Here is a 17,290-nt window from a genome sequence, read left to right as displayed (position 1 = left end):
ATCGTCATCTCGGATGGCTCCACTATCAGAGGTACGCAAAGATGGCGTCCTCACCTTTGGCACTATAGATGCCGTGATCGGGAGCCATCCACCCCATCTAAAATTGCGCAGATCGGCGCAAAGCCGCTCGAGAAAGGCGGTTTCACCCCCAAACAGATGGGTGCAGCCCGATGAATCGGTGAAGAGTCCATCCGGCGCGTCGGCGGCCACAAGCGGCGACATCCATAAACCCCAGTCGGTCAGGCGGGCGAGCGCTCCGCGGTCCTGTTCCCGGTCATGCTCGATGACGAGTAGGTCCGGATCGAGTGCCCTTGCACGGGCGAGCGTCATACCGGATCCTGTCCCGGCGCGGCAGGCGGATGCATCAACTGCCGTCACAACACGCCTGTTACCCTCAGTGGCGTGCAGCACCAGCTTGCGCGAGGCCGGATAAAGCGCGCTGTTTCCGCGGCGTAGCTGCTCGGTTGAGAAGAAGGGCATCCAGAGAGCGAGGAATCGGCTCATGGTCGTGACAATCGAGGATCCAGCGTTTGGGCAATCCCGTACGCAGCTTCAGGAGGTCGGCCGACAGACGGCGCGGGCCGGGAAGAGGAAGCGCGAGACCGGGCAGAGGCAGCGGGCGGGACGGCTGGGCGGTGATCTGCCATCTGGTGGCGCAGGCACAGGCTTCTTGAGCAGCTATTGCTCCTGACTTGCCCTGGCGCAGGATGAATCCGGTAGCCCCTGTCGCTTCAGCGGACAGGTTGAGCCGGCGGGCTTCGGTCAGGGTGAGCGCACGATCGGTCTCGACAACCAGGATCATGGGCTCTGCGTGACGCAGGATATCCTCGGCGACCGGCAGAAGACGATCCGGCACGAGCTCGAGGCAGAAAAGGCGTTGCCGTACGATGCCCAGCGCATCCAGCCCTGCTCTGAAAAGCTGGGAGGGGCGTGTGGAAAGCCAGAAAACAGGGCGATCGCTGCGCGCCTGCCGCCAGACCGCCATTGAGATGACGATCGATCGGGTCATAGCCTGTCTCCTGGCGTAGAGGGGCGTGGTCTGTATGGTTGCGTCGCTTGATCTGTTGGATGCGTTTGCGCAATGTGTCGAGTGTGGTGTTGTCCATGTGCTCCTCCTTTCGGGATGGAACATAAGAAGAACAAGCGGGATAAAAGCAAGTGAATTCTGGTGCCGGGGCATCTGTCCCGTGGATTTGTGTAGCGCCGCCAGGGCGGACACGTGCGCCCTATGGACAGGCTTTCACCCTGCCCACAGCGCACCCGACACACCACAACCCCACAGGATCATGAACAGGAGATTTTCTCTTTTCTGTTTTTTAAAAAAGGGAATGAGTGGCTGCGTCGAAGGGAGGCTGTGATCGGGATATCGGGCTTGATACACTGTATCGATCAGGTAATGATGGCACCGATGCAGGCAGGTTTCCCAGCTCTTTTCCTGTCCTGCAGCCCCAGCTGCGGCGTTACCGCTCAGCCGGGCTCCCAGGGATTGAGAAGCGCGACACCGGAGTAACGGAAGTCAGCGATATTGCGGGTAACAACGGTCATTCCGTGGACGAGGGCCGTAGCTGCGATGAGTGTGTCTCGCTCTGCACCTGGATCAGGCGTGTGAAGCTGCGCACATTTGAGAGCCACGGCGAGGTCAACCGATAGCACCCGATCGTTGAACTCGGGCAAAACATGCTTGTCCAGCCAGGCCCGAAGGACGGCACCCTGCGCTGAGTCCCTGTGCTCCATTCTAAGAACGCCGAGCTCGAGCTCCATGACCGAGATGGCGGACAGGTAGAGCTCTCCGGCATCGACTTGATCCGCCCAGCGCGCTACGTGAGGATCCGACTTTCCAGAGCGGACTTTCCTAAGAGCCTGTTTGGAAACTGCGTCTGAGCCCGACAAATGGTCGGGTGGCCCATTTAGCTTTTGCGCAAATGCCCTGATTTCCGCTGTTTCGTGACCGTCAATTGCTCGGTGCAGCTGCCAGGAGCCATCATCAGGGGACTTTCCAAACAGGCTCTAAGTTCGGATACGACATTCGTGTCGAGCACATACATCAATCGAAATCCGCTGCGCGCAGACCAAGTGAGACTCTGGGTGCTTCGAACTCGATCTCAGGACCGTCGGGCATAGCGAGAGCCTCTGCGATACGCCTCGGGCGTGTCGTCAATCTGCGATACTTCTCGATGCTCAACAGGACATGTGCTGGAAGGCCGCGATCGGTGATGATGACTGGACCTTTGATCGAGGCTTTCTTCGCACCACTGGTATCCTGGTTGAACTCTCTGCTGGAGAGTGTCGTAATAGACATAGGGCACCTCCTTCCATTTTGTATAAACGTTACTACAAAGTGTTAGAGAAGTCCGAGGTTTGTTTCTTGTCGGCCATAAAAGGGTACCGATCTGGGGCCTCCTTACAGAGTCAGATACAGATTTCCATCATCTGCTCACTCGGCATTCAACCCAAGGCCCTTTCTTCTAGGCTAGAGAGCGGCTCACCACGTCGCATGCGGCGAGGTCCCACGCAGCGCAACCAACGCTTTTGAAGAAGATCGGCGCTGCCTCCCGCGGTGCCCCAGCGAGATAATGCGCAAGCGGCTTTACTGACGACCAGTCCTTGCCTGCCTGTATGATATCCCCGGCTTCAAAAGGTGCCCCGACAGGGTCATCAACCACACATACGCTCCCCTGGACAATACTGGGTCCCACCTCCACCATGTGAGGTTGATAAGCGCCCACGCCAATAACGAGCGTATCGGCTGTAGCGGTATTATCGTAGAGAATATTCTGGCTACTAGTAACTGTCAGAACGAGATCGTAGTCTTCCCCTCGTTTCTCCTCTTTTTGCAGATGCAGGTTAGGATAAGGACCTCGAATCAGAGTCTCGACATGTCGTGCGGTCCGCCCTCGCACGGACACTGTCAGACCCGGATGGAGTTCGTTGAGCGCGTCCAGATGAACTCTGGCCTGCGCACCTGTACCTATAAGTAGCACACGATCAAGACGTGGAGGTCTGAAACACGCGAGCCCGAGCATCGACATTGCGGCAGTCCGTCGCTCGGTCGTTGTAATACCATCTAGTACGAACAGGATTTGCCCATCCTCGGCACTCAGGCACGTGATGAGTCCCTGAAGGGTAGGCGTAGATTGATTATGTGGGAAAACTGTCAAGAGTTTGTGAGCCATAATCCTGGGGCCGCATGCCACCATCGACAGGATTGTTCCTTTTTGCGCGGCAGTCGGGACGACTAAACGTTCTGGGCAGATCACGGTCCCGTTCCGATAGTCGATGACGATCGATTTCAGCCGTTCCATCAGGGCTGGGAACGGAAGGGCTTGTCGGGTTTCGGCAGCGGAAAGGATACGCATGTTAGTCCTTCGATCTGGTAAAACCAAAATACTGTGTAATAAATACTGATAGTATAATTTTTTGTGCTTTTTATGTCTATGAATTGAGAAAATTTTCACGATATATTATATAAATATATCAATAAACTTTATATTATTTATAGAGTGATTTTTTCAATCAATCTTTCAATGCCAGCTTGCGGGATGCTGGCTCCTTGTGGGCCTCATAGGTCCTTGGTGTTCGGGAGTAATGTGTTGGTGGAACACTTCCGTGACGAGTGAGTATCTAGAGACGAAAAGAGCGTTGTGAATTATGTCTTGGCCCTGATTGAGTTACGGTGTTTCCATGCAGGGCTTGTTGTAATCCAAGCTCAGAATTATATCTCAGGAAGGTGCATGACGGCCTGCATGTAGGCCTCATAGAGCTTCGAGAATACGGGGCCTGGGCCTGGTCTCCTTAAGGGTATATCGTCGATCTGTGTAACAGGAATCGCGATCGTTGAGGCACTTGTGTAAAATGCTTCAGACGCTTCCAAGGCCTCCTGACGCGTGAATGGTCGCTCGACGATAGTCAAACCGAGATCTCGCGCGATTTCCAGAATTGTCATCCGTGTAATCCCGGGCAGGACCTCATTTGAAAGGCTGCGCGTAATCAGCTCCTGCCGATGGTTGACAATATAAGCTGTCGAGGAGGCCCCCTCCGTAATGAAGTCATCGCGCGTCATCCATGTCTCGTCGGCATTAGCTTTGGACGCAGCGTGCTTTGCCATGACCTGCGCCAGAAGGGAGGTTGATTTTATATCGCAACGCGCCCAGCGCAGATCAGGTAGCGTAATGATGCGGGCGCCATTTTGAATGAGCGGACTATATTGGACGGGTGAGAACTGCGGGAAGATAACGACTGTCGGTATCAGACCGTCGGAATACTTAAAGGATCGTTCTGCCACACCACGGCTGACCTGCAGATAGAGTAGGCCATTACGGAGGCGGTTTTTGCGGATCAGCTGCGTTTCGATCTGCGTCCATTCCTGCGCAGATAGTGGATTGACAATACCGATCTCGTGCAGGGACCGTGCCAGACGCGCGAGGTGACGCGCATCATCAACTAGGCGACCCTCAATGACCGCGGTTACCTCATAGACGCCATCACCAAACAGGAAGCCGCGATCCATAAGCGGTATGGTGGCGTCCTCCAGAGAAACGAATTCGCTGCGCACGTATGCGATACGATTATCTTGTGCCTTCACGTGAACTCCGTCGCCTGAAGTAGATGGCATGGTTGCCCGGCTCGGAAACGCTATAAGTCAGCCGTGGAGAAAGAGCATATTCGATTTCCCGTGGACCTATTTGTCCATCTTATAGTCAGAGCAAGAATCGCGATAAGACAGACGAGCATGCGTCCTGATACGGTTCTCGCAAATTCGGGAACTTCTTCAGAAGATGGGGACGTATAATGGGACCTTTCGATATAATCCTAAAAGGGGGTACGGTTCTCGCCGCGAAGTCGGAACGGACTGACATAGGCTGCAAGGATGGCAAGATCGTTGCCGTGGGTGACCTTCGTACTACTCCAGCAGCCACAACCGTAGACTGCCGGGGTCTGCATGTTCTCCCGGGCATCATTGATCCGCACGTGCATCTACGAGAACCGGGAGATATGGCGGTTGAGACGATCACTGACGGCACACGTGGCGCGGTCTTAGGCGGGATAACCTCAGTGTTCGACATGCCTAATACCAAAGACCCTGTTACGTCGATTGACGCGGTCGATCGAAAGCGCAAGCTGATTTCGGGAGGGGCATGGTGCAATGTGGGCATGTATGTCGGTGCAACCAAAGCTAACATTTCGAACTTGCGCAGGCTGGAAGCCGAGCAGAATGTCTGTGCGATCAAGGTATTCGCAGGTTCTGCGCCAGAGGAAAACCTGGTCGATGATGACGCACACCTCGAAGCGATCATGCGCAATGGGGAAAAAACGGTCTGTTATCACTCAGAAGATGAAGCCCGCCTTCAAGAGCGGCGCAGGCTTTTCACAGTCGGACAGCCTTATCGTACCCACATGGATTGGCGTGATGCTGAATGCGCTTTTCTGGGCACGAGGCGCCTCATGACGCTTGCCCGCAGGACGGGCCGGCGTGCGCATATCCTTCATGTCTCTACGGCGGAAGAGCTCACTTATATGCGTCAATTCAGAGGTTTGGGTACGGTCGAGGTACTGGTCAACCATCTGACCCAGATCGGACCCGACGTATATGACCGGCTCGGGGGGTACGCGATCATGAACCCGCCTATCCGCGACAAACGCCACTACGAGGCCGCGTGGCAGGCCGTCAACGCTGGAAACGTGGATTGTATAGGCTCTGACCACGCGCCCCATAGCCGCGAGGCGAAGGAACGCCCGTGGCCACTTACGGCTGCGGGGCTGACAGGAGTACAGACCCTCCTGCCCATCATGCTTGATCATGTCAGCGTAGGGCGCTTGTCACTCGAGCGTATGGTCGAGCTGATGTCCTCGGGCCCCGCACGTATATACAATGCAAGAGGCAAAGGTCATATCGCGCCTGGGTATGATGCTGATTTTACCATTGTCGATCTTGGCCGGAAACGCGTGATCCAGGAAAGCTGGATTGTCTCACCGTGTGGCTGGACACCCTTTGCAGGACATGCGTGTCAGGGCTGGCCCGCCATGACAATCATTCACGGTCAAATTGTCATGTGCGACGACGAGGTGATTGGACAGGCCGTCGGACGACCTGTCCAGTTCGCTTAGTTTTCTCTTGGCGACAGGAGTAAGTCCCCGATGAGGAGCGCTACGGCCGCTCTTGTGGGTTCGATCACGGGGCGGCTGCATCGCCGCTCAAGCTCTGACTGGAAATGCGCCATACCTGCGCAGCCCAGAATAATGACATCAGCACCCCTCGAGGTCAGTTTTTTAGCCGCTTCGGCCATCCTGTCCAGCAGTCCACTATCGGTTGCGCCCTCTGCGGTTGTCTCGATTGGCTCGCTCCCGACATAGCGATCCGCCACGGCAATATTGCGAACCAGACGACGTTGCCGAAGCACCGAGAGATGAGACAGCGCAATAATCCCAAAGAGGTCTCCTCGGGTCATTGCATGAAGGATAGCGCTTTCGCCAATCCCTCTCACGGGCCTGGTCTGGACATCCTCTCGTGCGCCGGCGACGCCCGGATCGCTGAAGCACGCAACAGCATAGGCAGCAGCCTGATGCGTGGCGATTACGTTCTGGACAAGGGGGGTAACAATATCAGCGTCGCTTTGACGAGTAATTCCCGGAGGCGCTTCAAGGATGTTGATAACGTCGATACGAAATGGCACCCGCAGACGCATAGGCTCGAGGGCGTTGCCAATGGCTTCAGTGACTCGTGTCGAGGAATTGGGATTGATAACCAGAATACGCTCAGTCTTCATGATCGGGGCACCCCGCCGGAAGCGTGACAGATATAATGGCACTGCTGGGAGGCAGATGCCATTTATGAATAAGAGCCAGATAGGTTCCGTCTGCATGCAGAGCACTGAGCGCGGAGGCGGTCTGACAGAGTAGAGCAGGAGCATCTTTCGAAACACCCACCCCGAGCGGGGTGAGATCGAATGGCCCACCAAGCAGATTGAAAACACCCGCATTGGTCTGGAGTATCCAGGGAGCGGTAAGACTGTCCTGCAAGACTGCTACCACCCGACCTTCGCGAAGCTGAAGACGGGCATCCGCAGAGTTTTCTGATGCAAAAAGCTGCACTGCCGGCAATCCCTTGGCGGTACAGTTTCTCTGGCTCCACGCGATCAGACGCGCAGGTTCCGACGTGATACGACTGGCCGCAACCATTTTGCCGCAAAGTTCAGGCAGTGAACGTGGGGCCTGCTCATCCTCACGTAGAGTAATGAATTGAAGACCGGATCGGAGGTAATCGACGAAAGCTATGGTCTGACGACGTGTCGGCGTATCCATCATACCGTTGAAAAACATGTGAATTCGGCCTGTAAGGAGCGAAGGGATGAGCTGCGCAAAGGATGTCTCGACAATCTGGGGGCGATACCCCATGCGGCGAGCCAGCGTATCACCGAGGTCAACGTCGAATCCCTTGAGCTCGTCAGTTCCCGTATCCCGCATATCCAGTGGCGGGTAACTCGGATACATTCCAATGCGTAATGGCGCAGCGTGAACGCTCCTGAGCCCCGCATCAGTTACGTCGAGCACTGCCACCGCACAGGCCAGCGCGGCATGAAGAACCCTTGTCATTGGTATGTCGGATAGGTAGGGGGGACGAGATTCTCGACTGAACGGCCCAAACGATCGCGCCCCGCAACCGAACCCGCAATCCTTGCCTGTTCGTCCACGAGATGCGCAGAGGCGCCCGCGTAGTCCATTGTCAGAACGCACCCTTTTTCAACAACCTTGCGGCCAGCCACGTATACGGAGTGAATAGCGCGGTCATCGCAGGAGAATATTAATGAACGGAGAGGATCGATGGACGGCTTCATCATCGGGTGTGTCAGATCTACGAGGACGAAATCCGCATAGCCTCCCGTGGTGAGACGACCAATGTCGGTGCGCCCGAGCATTGACGCTCCCACATGGCTGACTGCGTCAAAAATATCTTGTGTGGACACTGCTTCCGGTGTCTGCTCCTGCACACGTCCAAGATAGGCGGCGAGCCTCATTTCATCAAGAATGGTATGCGGGTAAGTGTCGGTACCTATGCCAAGGCGAAGTCCTGCGCGCTTATAACGCCCCATACTGCGTAGAGCGTAGCCGCGACGGGCAAAAACCGTCGGACAGTGAGCGATGGATACGCCGCGTTGCACCAGAATATCGAGATCACGCTTCGTATGCCATGGCGTGGAAGGATGGTCATCGAGAAAAATGCCATGACCGATGATGCTTCGATCATCGAGCACATTCAGGCTGTCGAGCCACTGTACCGGGGTCATGCCGTGCCTGTGGGTTATCTCTTGAAATTCAACAATCGACTGGGCCGCATGGATTTGCCAAGGAACGTTTCTCACAGCTGCGGCTGCGAACGAAGCCTTCAGAATTTCGGGCGAGCATGTATCGACCTGCGCCGGGACCACCATTCCGGAAAGGCGACCGCAGGCGTTGCGCGCCGCAGCGTCAATAATGTCGAGTGCATCAAGCATGGCATGCTGGCCGCCGTCCTCCGACCACATGTACTCCACTGTGTGGCCATTCACGGTTTTCCAGGCCGCCGAACGGAACATTGGACCAAGAATAACGCGAAGGCCGCTGGCCTCGGCAGCGTCCAGCCATCCGTCCCAGGGGGTAGACAGATCCACTACTGTCGTCACTCCGGAGAGAAGCATCTCACTATAGGCAACACAGGCGCATAAAGGTTTGCTGCTGGCATCCGATCGGAATACAGGCATGTACTCATAAAGCGAGGAATGGAACAGGCCGGGCGAACCGAGCTCATCGAACAGGCCGCGACTCATGGGCTCGGTTGCAGGGTGTGAGTGAAGATTGACCAGTCCTGGCATCGCGAAGAAGTTGCGGCCATCGACATTACCAGGGAGGCTTGCGTATTCTTCGGGTAATTCCGATGCAGGTCCGGCATAAGCAATCCGCCCCCGCTCAATTATTAGGTCAATATCATGCGCGTAGGCGTGCCCTCCAGTCGCATCGTTCCATAGAAGCGTGGTTCGCAGATTACTGATGCGAAGCGGCGGGGCCTTCAGCATGGCGCACTCCTGGCCATTGCCTCGAATTTTTCGAAATGGCGAGCGACCTGCTCGCCTGTCGCGATCCACACATCCTGACATTCAATGGCATAACAGAGAAACTCACGCAGCAACCGTAGACGCATGGGCCTGCCGCTAACAAGAGGGTGGAGGACCGTGGCCACCATAGCATTCCAGTCTCTTGTCTCGTCCAGCTCGTCCTTCCACATCGATAGGACGTGTTCCTTGGGAAAGATCGGGCGTGCGCCAAAGCGTGTGCTCATCCCATGCATCCAGTCATCGTAGCTCGATGTGGGAGGGATCTCGACGACGCCCGGACTGCCATCCGGCAGAACCTGCCGATAAGGACGGACATCGTCGCGCCAGCTGCTTGAGTAGAGAATGTTCTCGCGCTTGAGAGCCGAGCGAAGCTCATCGCAACTCTCGCCATAGGGTGCGCGGTAACCGACCGGCCTGATCCCGTGGCGGGCAAGGGCGTCAAAACCTTTGGCAAGCTCACTTTCTATATGGGGTGAACCTGGATCGGGCAGGAGATGATGGTACCCATGATGGCCAACCTCGTGTCCGTCCCGAAGCACCGCCTCGATCATTCCAGGATAGGCATCAGCTGCCCAACCCGTGGTGAAAAAGGTCGCTTTTAGCTCCAGATCCCGGAGCAGCTCGAGAACCTTGGGCAGGCCAACACGCGCCTCATAGCCACCATAGGACATGGAGACGAGCTTGTCGGCATGAGATGGGTCTTTGGATGTGATGGCACTCTCAGCGTCTATATCAAATGAAAGCATCATGGCGGCGCGTTTGTCGTCAGGCCAGGGAAATTCGGGTGCCGGCCCCGCCATATTCGAGGGACGTATGGGGACGTCGTCATAAGTACGTATCACGAGGCGATCTCCTGACGATTGACTGATTGGGTAGCTTGATCGAGCACGGCGGCAAGAAAAGCCCTGGTGCGTGCTTCGCGCGGGCTGGCAAAAAATGTCCGGGTAGGGGCGTCTTCGAGAATCGTTCCGCTATCCATGAAGAGGATGCGATCAGCCACCTCGCGGGCAAATGCCAGTTCATGGGTGACAACAATCATCGTAACGCCACTGGCAGCGACCGCCTTCATGACTGACAAGACATCACCAACCGACTCAGGATCGAGCGCACTGGTCGGTTCATCGAACAACATGACTGACGGACGGAGCGCCAGAGCCCTCGCGATAGCCACCCTTTGCTGCTGGCCGCCAGAGAGCTGTGCCGGATAATGGTCGGCACGATGCTCCATCCCCACACGTGCGAGCAGGGAGCGTGCCTCTGTAAGCACGTCATTTATGGACCGTTTCTGGACCCGTACAGGTCCCTCCATGACGTTTTCGAGAGCTGTCATGTGAGGGAAAAGATTGAAGCGCTGAAAGACCATTCCAGCCTGGCGGCGTTGCCGGGCGATATCTTTCGGCTTCAGTGGTATGAGGCGTCCGCGATGTTCCTGCCGACCGAGAAGTTCGCCGTGCATGACGATCAATCCGCGCTCTGGCGTCTCAAGCTGAGCGATGCATCGGAGCATGGTCGTCTTTCCCGAACCTGATCCACCCAGGATGCAGACAACCTGTCCCGGGGGAATATCGAGAGAAATACCCCTGAGGATGTGATTGTCGCCGAACGACTTGTGAATGTCGCGCAGCCAGATGGCCGGTTCGGTCACTGGTATCTCCCCCGCGCAAAACGATGTTCTAGAGCTGTCTGTAGGGGAGTAAGTATCGTGACTGCCAGCAGATACCAGAAACCTGATACAATAAGAAGTTCGATAACGCGTGTGTTCGCGTAGTAAATCGTTTCTGCGTTATGCAATACTTCTGGATATTGGATAATGCTTGCCAATGATGTCAGTTTTATCATGTTTATGAACTCATTCCCAAGGGGCGGAATGACATTACGAAATGCCTGCGGCAAACAGATCCGTCTTATGGCCATTATCCGCGTCATGCCTATTGCGGAGGCGGCCTCATACTGCCCCTCATCAATACTTTGAAACCCGGCGCGAAAAATTTCGGCGATATATGCTGCTTGATTAAATCCAAGACCGAGCAGGGCGGACAGAAACGGCGTCATCAGGTTAACCGTTCTGAAACTACCGATACCTGGCAGAACAATATGGGGAAAAATGAGCGCGAGGTTGAACCAGAGCAACAACTGAAGAATGACCGGGACACCCCGGAATATCCAGATATAGAGTGCACACACGGTACGAGGCAGGCGCGCCATGGATAGGCGCCCTAGGGCCAGAACAAGCCCCACAGCCATTCCCACTCCCATCGCACAGACCGCCATGATGAGGGTGGCACCGAAGCCGCGAAGGATGGACGGAACGAACAGGAAGCGGGCCACATAGGTCCAAGCGATCTGCCCCACAGCGAAGGCATGGATGATCCATGCGAGAAGAAGAATGAGAGCGCAGCCAGAGGCCAGATGACCCCACGCGATACGCCGACCAGTAGGAAGTGAAAGGGCACGGGGCGCATCTTGCGGGCCAAGTCGAGAAGCCTGTTTGGTCATGGCGCCAATCCATCTGGAGAATGAAGGGCATCCGCTTCAAGAGACCATTTCTTCAAAAGGCGCTCATAGGTGCCGTCGCCCCTAAGCTGACGAAACGCGGTTTGCAAAGCGCCGCGAAGCTCTGGCCGGTTTTTGGCAAGGGCAACCGCAAGTGTCATGTAGGACAGGGGCTCACCAAGCCTGCGAAAGGCGTTGTTCGTGATCGCCGTAAAATAACCGACGGTCTCACGCCCTTGCACCATCGCCGCAACGCGTCCCTGAAGCAGCTGAATGCGTGCATCAGCGCCACTTTCGGAGGGGTAGAAGATCATGGATGGACGGCCCTTCCGCTCACAATGGGCAGAAGACCACGCACGTATCACCATAGGAAAGGACGTTGAGCGACTGGCCGCAACCCTGTGCCCGCACAGATCTTCAGCCTGTGCAATCGGGTCGCCTGACAGGATGACAACCTGCGCCCCAGAGAGCAGATAGGGAACGAAATCCAACATCTGATGTCGGCTAGGCAGATCCGAAAAACCGCTCAAGATGACGTCGGTACGGCCACTTTCGACAGATGGCATCATCTGCGCAAACGAGGTCTCGACCCAGAGCGGCTTCATATGCATCTGCGCCGCCAGGGCTTCGCCAAGATCGATATCGAAGCCGGTCAGCTCATCTGTGACAGGATCTCGAAACTCCATTGGAGGATAGATGGGATTGACCGCGATATGCAGTACATCCGATGCATTCGCCGTGGCGTGAGGACTGCAGGTCATGGCAAGAAACACAGCGAGCGTTCTCCACAGGCGTGGCGACATGGCATCCCTCAATCCAGGGGGGGGACGGCGCCAACCTGGTTCGTTATGCGATGGTAATGCTGCGGACGCCGATGGGCCTCAAAGTTGAACATTTTTGTCTTGCCCTGTCGACACTGCTCCATATCGCAATCGGCAACGACAATCTCGTCACCCAACGTCTGTGTCTGACCAACAATGAGCCCATCCGGACTGACGATACATGTTCCCCCGATTAGTCCTGAGCCGTCCTCATCGCCTGCCTTGGCGACAGCGACGGCCCAACAGGCATTCATGTACGCATTGGCCTGAACAACAAGCTGGGCATGAAAAGTGCGCAACGCGGCACTTTCCGTATCGCCCCCGTTGGGATCGTAGGCAGCCGAATTATAGCCTACGCACAGCAGTTCCATGCCCTGAAGCGCGAGAGAACGCCATGCCTCGGGCCAACGTCGGTCATTGCAGATGAGCATTCCCATGATTGCCTGACACCATTCCTGTCCGGCGCGAAATACTGGAAAGCCAAGGTCACCATATTCAAAATAGCGTTTTTCGAGCTGCTGGAATCTGGCACCCGGCCTCGGTTCGACAGAACCAGGAAGGTGTACCTTGCGGTACTTGCCGAGTATGGCGCCATCAGGTCCGACAATGACACTGGTATTGAATCGTTCACCTCTGGGGGTCAGTTCGGCGTAACCCAGGTAAAATCCTATGCCAAGCTGTTTCGCCCGATCAAACAGAGATTGCGTTTCCGGGTTTGGAAGCGAGGTCTCATACTGGCTATACAGTTCGGAGTCATCAAGCAGCCAGCGCGGGAAGAAGGTCGTCAGTGCAAGTTCCGGGTACACAACAAGTTTCGCGCCCTGATCTGCTGCAGTCTCGAGCAGGTCGATCATCCGCATAATTGTCGCTTCGCGGGTGTCGGCGCGCTGCGTTGGCCCCATCTGGGCCGCAGCTATTCTGATAATACGAGTCATATGGGCGATATCTCGTTAAAAAAGGCATTGGTCTTGATCCGATCCAGAAAATCATTGTCATTTTGCATCGACCAATTCAATTATCGTGATAATAATTTATAGCGCCACCCTATTGATGCGGGTTATAGATGAACCTCAGACAGATCGAAATTCTGCGCGCTATCATCCGTCATAATACGACGGTTGCCGCGGCTCGTGTTCTTGGCCTTTCGCAGCCTGCAATCAGCAATGCCATCAAGACAATGGAGGATCAGGCCGGGTTCGCATTGTTCCAGCGTGTGAACAATCGAATTTATCCGACCCGCGAGGCTCTGACCCTGGCGGAAGACGCCGAAGCCCTTTTCGATCTTCACGACAAGCTTGAGCGTCGTATACGCGACTTGCGTGACAGTCGCGCGGGCCATCTTAGGCTCGTGGCTACTCCTCCCCTTGGTTATGGCGTGATCACCTCTGCCATACAGAAAACACAGAAATTACGTCCCAAGGTCCGCGCCTATTTCGATGTGCGCCGCTATGAAGGGGTGCTTAACGGGATTGAGGGACATAATGCAGAGTTAGGCTTCGCGCTTGGTTTTGGTGGCCGCCCCGGAGTGCAGGCTGAATTGCTCTATCGATGCGAGATGGTGTGCGTTCTCCCGCGCGGTCACGCACTTTGTCACAAAGCGACCATCTCGCCCTCGGATTTACAAGATTACCCTTTCATCGCGCTTGAACGTGGAACACGGCTAGGAGAAGCAACACGCAGCGCGTTTGAAGGGGAGGGGGAGGAGTACAATTTCTCCACCGAAGTACGCTACGGGAATACAGCTTGTGCCTTGGTAGAAGCCAACGCCGGCGTCGCCGTGGTCGATCCTCTGACGGCATTGTCGGGTCGGTTTTGCGTCGAGGTGAGACAATTTCTACCCGCCGTATCTGTCGCCGCCTATGCCATCTGGTCTGAAAACCGCTCTCTGACGCGCCTCGCCCGTTTCTTCCTCGATCGCGTTCGGGAGGCAGTTGAGGAACTTCCGCAGGCCCCCTGACGAGCGGCACAAACTGCCATGCGTGTATAAGTTTCAGTGATGAAGATTTCCGAAAACCGATAGAACGTTTCGATAATAGCACGAGATACGAACGACAGGGTGTGCCTATGCTGATGACAGCAGAAAGCAAACCACTTCTCCGGAGTATTCCTGTCGTGACGCATCGTATCTCTCGTCGTATCGTGCTCCTTGGTACAAGCTGTATCACGCTGACATGTATCCACGCTGCGGCCAAAGCCGAAGACGTGGTAAGCCCCTTGCAGAACCGGGAAGAAAAAATTCAGGTGCATCGCGGCATCGGGTCGTCAAATGGTGTGACAAACACGACACCAGGGGGTGGACTGATGCCGCGGCAGAACGCCGCCAAGAGTATCAGCGGGATCACCCGGGATTTCATAGCGAAGCAGTCACCGACAACCAACGCTTTGACGTTGCTCAAGGCAATGCCCGGCGTGATCGTGGCAGGCTCTGACCCCCTGGGCACGTCTGACCGTATGAATGTATCGATCCGCGGGTTAAACCAGACCGAGATCGGGACGACGTTTGAGGGAATGCCCGTAGGAGATCGGCTTTACTACAGTCCGTTCACATCTGAATGGGCCGACACCGAAAATTTGGGTTTCGTCGACGTGGCACAAGGTTCACCTGATATCAGTGCCCCGGTCTACAATTCTGTTGGCGGGCAGATCAACGCCGGATTACGTAGCCCATCCGACCACTTTGGTGGCTTCCTGGATGCGGCTGGCGGTACAAAGTCCCTGAACAAGGAGTTCCTGCGTCTTGACACGGGCTATCTCGGCGCGAGCGGCATCAAGGGATATACGTCCTTCTCCCATTCCGGTAACGATAATTGGCGTGGTACGGGCAAACAGTCCCGATATCATGTCGATAGCCGGTTCGTGAAGGAATGGGGGGATGAGAACAAAATCGCACCTTTTATCTCATGGAATCTTGTAAGGGCAGATCTCTTTACGAACCCCACCCTTTCGCAATGGAATCAGAACAAGGATTCCTATAATTATTCCGGGAACTATACTTTCGGAAACACGTCTTACCAGAAATTCCATTTCTATCGCCGTCAGACAGTCATGCTGGCCGCTCCCTCCGATTTCAGTCTTACCCACGACCTCAAATTCTCGATTACTCCATATTTCATGTATACGCATGGTATCATCAATGGTGCGTCGGTTCTGAGTGATAATGGCTCGTACTTTGGCAACCAGTCTGCCGGCCAGCTTGACATGCCTTATACACAGAATGGAAAAGCAACGACGGAAAACGTCGACCCTTATACCCAGTTCTCAACGGGGCAGAATGCCTATCTTACCTGGAAAAAGGGCAGGAATACGTTACAGGCCGGATACTGGTATGACTATTTCGACCACAATGAAGCCACTTCTTATGCTGTGGCTGACTTTGCAGGAAATGTCGGCAATTCCTACGGTCACACCCCGGTCTATACCCAAAGCGGGGCTGTCCTGCGCTCATTTGACGGGCATATCATCCAGCAAATCAATGCGCTCTTTATCAGTGACACCATGAAATTTTTTCGTGACCGCCTGACACTCAATGCGGGATTCAAGGAAGCGATGGTATCCCGGAGCGCGACAAGTTCAGTGCCGGGAACCACCTATTCTGTCACGGCAAATGATGCTGTTCCGCTGCCGCAGGTATCTGCAAGCTTCAGGCTTTCTCCGAACGATCAGATATACCTCAACGGCACCACGGCTTTTCGAGAGCCTGCTTCAATCAACTCCTATGTCGATATTTATAGTGTTGCAACAGGAAAGATGTCCAGCACGCACGCCTCCAATCTTAAGCCTGAATATTCTATTTCAGAAGAACTTGGATACCGGCACTATGGTATCGTGAACATTTCGGCGGCGTTTTTTAACTATAACTTTACGAACCGTCAGGTCTCGACCAGCGCTCTGGTGAATGGTACGCCCGAGACGTTCTCTCTCAATGCCGGGGGGCAAACATCGCGCGGTGTACAAGGCGAAGTCAGCTTGCGGTCGTGGCATCATTTCAGCCCCTACGTTTCGGCTCAGTATCTGCATGCGACAATCGACAACAATTTTGCGACTGGTGGCGATCTGCTCCCCACGAAAGGTAAGACCGCGACGCAGAGCCCGAGCTTTACCGGGTCAGTGGGGCTCTCATATGATGATGGCTCATATTTCGGCAACTTCGCGTTGACCTATGTGGGGTCTCAGTACACGACTTTCATGAATGACCAGAAAATGCCTTCCTATGAGACCGGCAATATCACCCTTGGATATCGCTACAAGACCATCGGCTTTGCCAAGCATCCGCAGATCCAGCTCAATCTGATCAATATTGGTAATCAGAAATACCTTTCAGGTGCCTACGGCGTCACCCCTGCAGCGAAATCGACCCGGGGAATTTATGGAACGACAATAGCCGGAAGCAACCCGACATACTATGTTGGGGGTGGTTTTGCTGCGGTGTTCTCAGTCAGCACTGGATTCTGAACGGGCATCTCCTATGCAAGTGCCGCCTAACGATCACGAACTATAGATTCTGGAAGGTTTACAAGCCGCCGTCGGCGCAGAATTCGTTCTTGCGGACACGAATGGCAGTCACTGGGGACGGGACTGGACGGGCGCGTTTATAGCGTGCCCGCTTGCGGTGGTAAGGCCAGCATCTCGGGATGAAGTCGTGTCCGCGCTGCATCTTGCAAATGGCTATCGTATCCCTGTCGTGCCTGTATCGGGGAATAAGGAATTCAATGGGGGTACTTATGCCCCTGGTTCGATCCTGCTCACGCTCGAACGGATGAACCGGTGATGTCACGTTAAGTGCGGCGTGTTAGACGCTGACGATGAGAGCGTCATGTGTGAGCTACAAACGGCACCGTTTTCCGTGTGAACTGATCGCGCATGCGGTGTGGCTCTATTTCCGCTTTCCCC

General features: G+C 55.2%; 18 protein-coding genes. 4 read left to right on the top strand and 14 right to left on the bottom strand.

The genetic code is table 11. The features are described 5' to 3' along the window. From ACWNRM_RS14805 to ACWNRM_RS14780, 6 genes are all read right to left on the bottom strand, one after another. The coding region (locus ACWNRM_RS14805; protein WP_485172249.1) for a Y-family DNA polymerase at positions 1-480 on the bottom strand (480 nt) is incomplete at its 3' end. Continuing rightward, positions 395-1,009: an ImuA family protein gene (locus ACWNRM_RS14800; RefSeq protein WP_485171435.1), complete on the bottom strand. Its 615-nt coding sequence runs from the start codon at positions 1,007-1,009 to the stop codon at positions 395-397. The genes ACWNRM_RS14805 and ACWNRM_RS14800, both read right to left, overlap by 86 nt. A gap of 458 nt (positions 1,010-1,467) precedes the next feature. Then, a complete protein-coding gene (locus ACWNRM_RS14795) occupies positions 1,468-1,890 on the bottom strand; it encodes a PIN domain-containing protein (protein ID WP_485171436.1) in 423 nt (140 codons plus the stop codon). A gap of 154 nt (positions 1,891-2,044) precedes the next feature. Beyond that, on the bottom strand, positions 2,045-2,299 hold the full coding sequence (locus tag ACWNRM_RS14790) for a type II toxin-antitoxin system prevent-host-death family antitoxin (protein WP_485171437.1): 255 nt from the start codon (positions 2,297-2,299) through the stop codon (positions 2,045-2,047). Between the two features lie 166 nt (positions 2,300-2,465). Continuing rightward, entirely contained in the window at positions 2,466-3,356 is an 891-nt protein-coding gene (locus tag ACWNRM_RS14785; RefSeq protein ID WP_485171438.1) for a delta(1)-pyrroline-2-carboxylate reductase family protein, read from the bottom strand. 356 nt (positions 3,357-3,712) lie between these two features. Further along, positions 3,713-4,582, bottom strand: a complete 870-nt coding sequence (locus tag ACWNRM_RS14780) for a D-amino-acid transaminase (protein ID WP_485171439.1) — start codon at positions 4,580-4,582, stop codon at positions 3,713-3,715. A 206-nt stretch (positions 4,583-4,788) separates the two neighbouring features. On the opposite strand from ACWNRM_RS14780, the gene ACWNRM_RS14775 reads away from it, so the two are divergent. After that, complete coding sequence (locus tag ACWNRM_RS14775; protein WP_485171440.1) at positions 4,789-6,105, top strand: dihydroorotase; 1,317 nt, start codon at positions 4,789-4,791, stop codon at positions 6,103-6,105. On the opposite strand, the gene ACWNRM_RS14770 is transcribed toward ACWNRM_RS14775, so the two are convergent. Genes ACWNRM_RS14770 through ACWNRM_RS14735 form a run of 8 tightly spaced genes read right to left on the bottom strand, consistent with a single transcriptional unit; the run spans position 6,102 to position 13,335 of the window. Next, positions 6,102-6,764, bottom strand: coding sequence for an aspartate/glutamate racemase family protein (locus ACWNRM_RS14770; protein WP_485171441.1), 663 nt, complete (start codon positions 6,762-6,764; stop codon positions 6,102-6,104). The two genes, ACWNRM_RS14775 and ACWNRM_RS14770, sit on opposite strands and share 4 nt — an antisense overlap. After that, the gene (locus ACWNRM_RS14765) at positions 6,754-7,590 is read right to left on the bottom strand and encodes an ABC transporter substrate-binding protein (protein ID WP_485171442.1); all 837 of its coding nucleotides are present in this window, start codon (positions 7,588-7,590) and stop codon (positions 6,754-6,756) included. Before ACWNRM_RS14765 ends, ACWNRM_RS14770 begins: the two co-directional genes overlap by 11 nt. After that, a complete protein-coding gene (locus ACWNRM_RS14760) occupies positions 7,587-9,116 on the bottom strand; it encodes an amidohydrolase family protein (RefSeq protein WP_485171443.1) in 1,530 nt (509 codons plus the stop codon). Before ACWNRM_RS14760 ends, ACWNRM_RS14765 begins: the two co-directional genes overlap by 4 nt. Continuing rightward, positions 9,041-9,928: a polysaccharide deacetylase family protein gene (locus ACWNRM_RS14755; protein WP_485171444.1), complete on the bottom strand. Its 888-nt coding sequence runs from the start codon at positions 9,926-9,928 to the stop codon at positions 9,041-9,043. The genes ACWNRM_RS14760 and ACWNRM_RS14755 overlap by 76 nt, the downstream gene beginning before the upstream one ends. Continuing rightward, positions 9,925-10,731 carry an amino acid ABC transporter ATP-binding protein gene (locus tag ACWNRM_RS14750; RefSeq protein ID WP_485171445.1) on the bottom strand — a complete coding sequence of 269 codons (807 nt, stop codon included), beginning with the start codon at positions 10,729-10,731 and terminating at the stop codon, positions 9,925-9,927. The genes ACWNRM_RS14755 and ACWNRM_RS14750 overlap by 4 nt, the downstream gene beginning before the upstream one ends. After that, positions 10,728-11,582, bottom strand: a complete 855-nt coding sequence (locus ACWNRM_RS14745; RefSeq protein WP_485171446.1) for an amino acid ABC transporter permease — start codon at positions 11,580-11,582, stop codon at positions 10,728-10,730. The genes ACWNRM_RS14750 and ACWNRM_RS14745 overlap by 4 nt, the downstream gene beginning before the upstream one ends. Continuing rightward, positions 11,579-12,382, bottom strand: a complete 804-nt coding sequence (locus ACWNRM_RS14740) for an ABC transporter substrate-binding protein (RefSeq protein ID WP_485171447.1) — start codon at positions 12,380-12,382, stop codon at positions 11,579-11,581. Before ACWNRM_RS14740 ends, ACWNRM_RS14745 begins: the two co-directional genes overlap by 4 nt. An 8-nt stretch (positions 12,383-12,390) precedes the next feature. Further along, positions 12,391-13,335 (bottom strand): N-carbamoyl-D-amino-acid hydrolase, encoded by a 945-nt coding sequence (locus tag ACWNRM_RS14735; protein ID WP_485171448.1) that lies wholly within the window; start codon positions 13,333-13,335, stop codon positions 12,391-12,393. Positions 13,336-13,463: 128 nt separating this feature from the next. Here ACWNRM_RS14735 and ACWNRM_RS14730 point away from each other — a divergent pair, with 128 nt between their 5' ends. From ACWNRM_RS14730 to ACWNRM_RS14720, 3 genes are all read left to right on the top strand, one after another. Beyond that, positions 13,464-14,357, top strand: a complete 894-nt coding sequence (locus ACWNRM_RS14730; RefSeq protein WP_485171449.1) for a LysR family transcriptional regulator — start codon at positions 13,464-13,466, stop codon at positions 14,355-14,357. A gap of 155 nt (positions 14,358-14,512) precedes the next feature. Then, positions 14,513-16,852, top strand: a complete 2,340-nt coding sequence (locus tag ACWNRM_RS14725; RefSeq protein WP_485172248.1) for a TonB-dependent receptor — start codon at positions 14,513-14,515, stop codon at positions 16,850-16,852. A 157-nt stretch (positions 16,853-17,009) separates the two neighbouring features. Continuing rightward, on the top strand, positions 17,010-17,168 hold the full coding sequence (locus ACWNRM_RS14720; RefSeq protein WP_485171451.1) for an FAD-binding protein: 159 nt from the start codon (positions 17,010-17,012) through the stop codon (positions 17,166-17,168). Positions 17,169-17,290 lie beyond the last annotated feature (122 nt).

Source organism: Asaia sp. A2, from assembly GCF_057319415.1.
This window is presented reverse-complemented; position numbering and strand designations above follow the sequence as displayed.

Bases quoted from the DNA above. Each gene is read 5' to 3' on its own strand.
- ACWNRM_RS14800 (WP_485171435.1), bottom strand. From the start codon at position 1,009: ATGACCCGATCGATCGTCATCTCAATGGCGGTCTGGCGGCAGGCGCGC.
- ACWNRM_RS14790 (WP_485171437.1), bottom strand. From the start codon at position 2,299: ATGTCTATTACGACACTCTCCAGCAGAGAGTTCAACCAGGATACCAGT.
- ACWNRM_RS14785 (WP_485171438.1), bottom strand. From the start codon at position 3,356: ATGCGTATCCTTTCCGCTGCCGAAACCCGACAAGCCCTTCCGTTCCCA.
- ACWNRM_RS14775 (WP_485171440.1), top strand. From the start codon at position 4,789: ATGGGACCTTTCGATATAATCCTAAAAGGGGGTACGGTTCTCGCCGCG.
- ACWNRM_RS14770 (WP_485171441.1), bottom strand. From the start codon at position 6,764: ATGAAGACTGAGCGTATTCTGGTTATCAATCCCAATTCCTCGACACGA.
- ACWNRM_RS14765 (WP_485171442.1), bottom strand. From the start codon at position 7,590: ATGACAAGGGTTCTTCATGCCGCGCTGGCCTGTGCGGTGGCAGTGCTC.
- ACWNRM_RS14745 (WP_485171446.1), bottom strand. From the start codon at position 11,582: ATGACCAAACAGGCTTCTCGACTTGGCCCGCAAGATGCGCCCCGTGCC.
- ACWNRM_RS14740 (WP_485171447.1), bottom strand. From the start codon at position 12,382: ATGTCGCCACGCCTGTGGAGAACGCTCGCTGTGTTTCTTGCCATGACC.
- ACWNRM_RS14735 (WP_485171448.1), bottom strand. From the start codon at position 13,335: ATGACTCGTATTATCAGAATAGCTGCGGCCCAGATGGGGCCAACGCAG.
- ACWNRM_RS14730 (WP_485171449.1), top strand. From the start codon at position 13,464: ATGAACCTCAGACAGATCGAAATTCTGCGCGCTATCATCCGTCATAAT.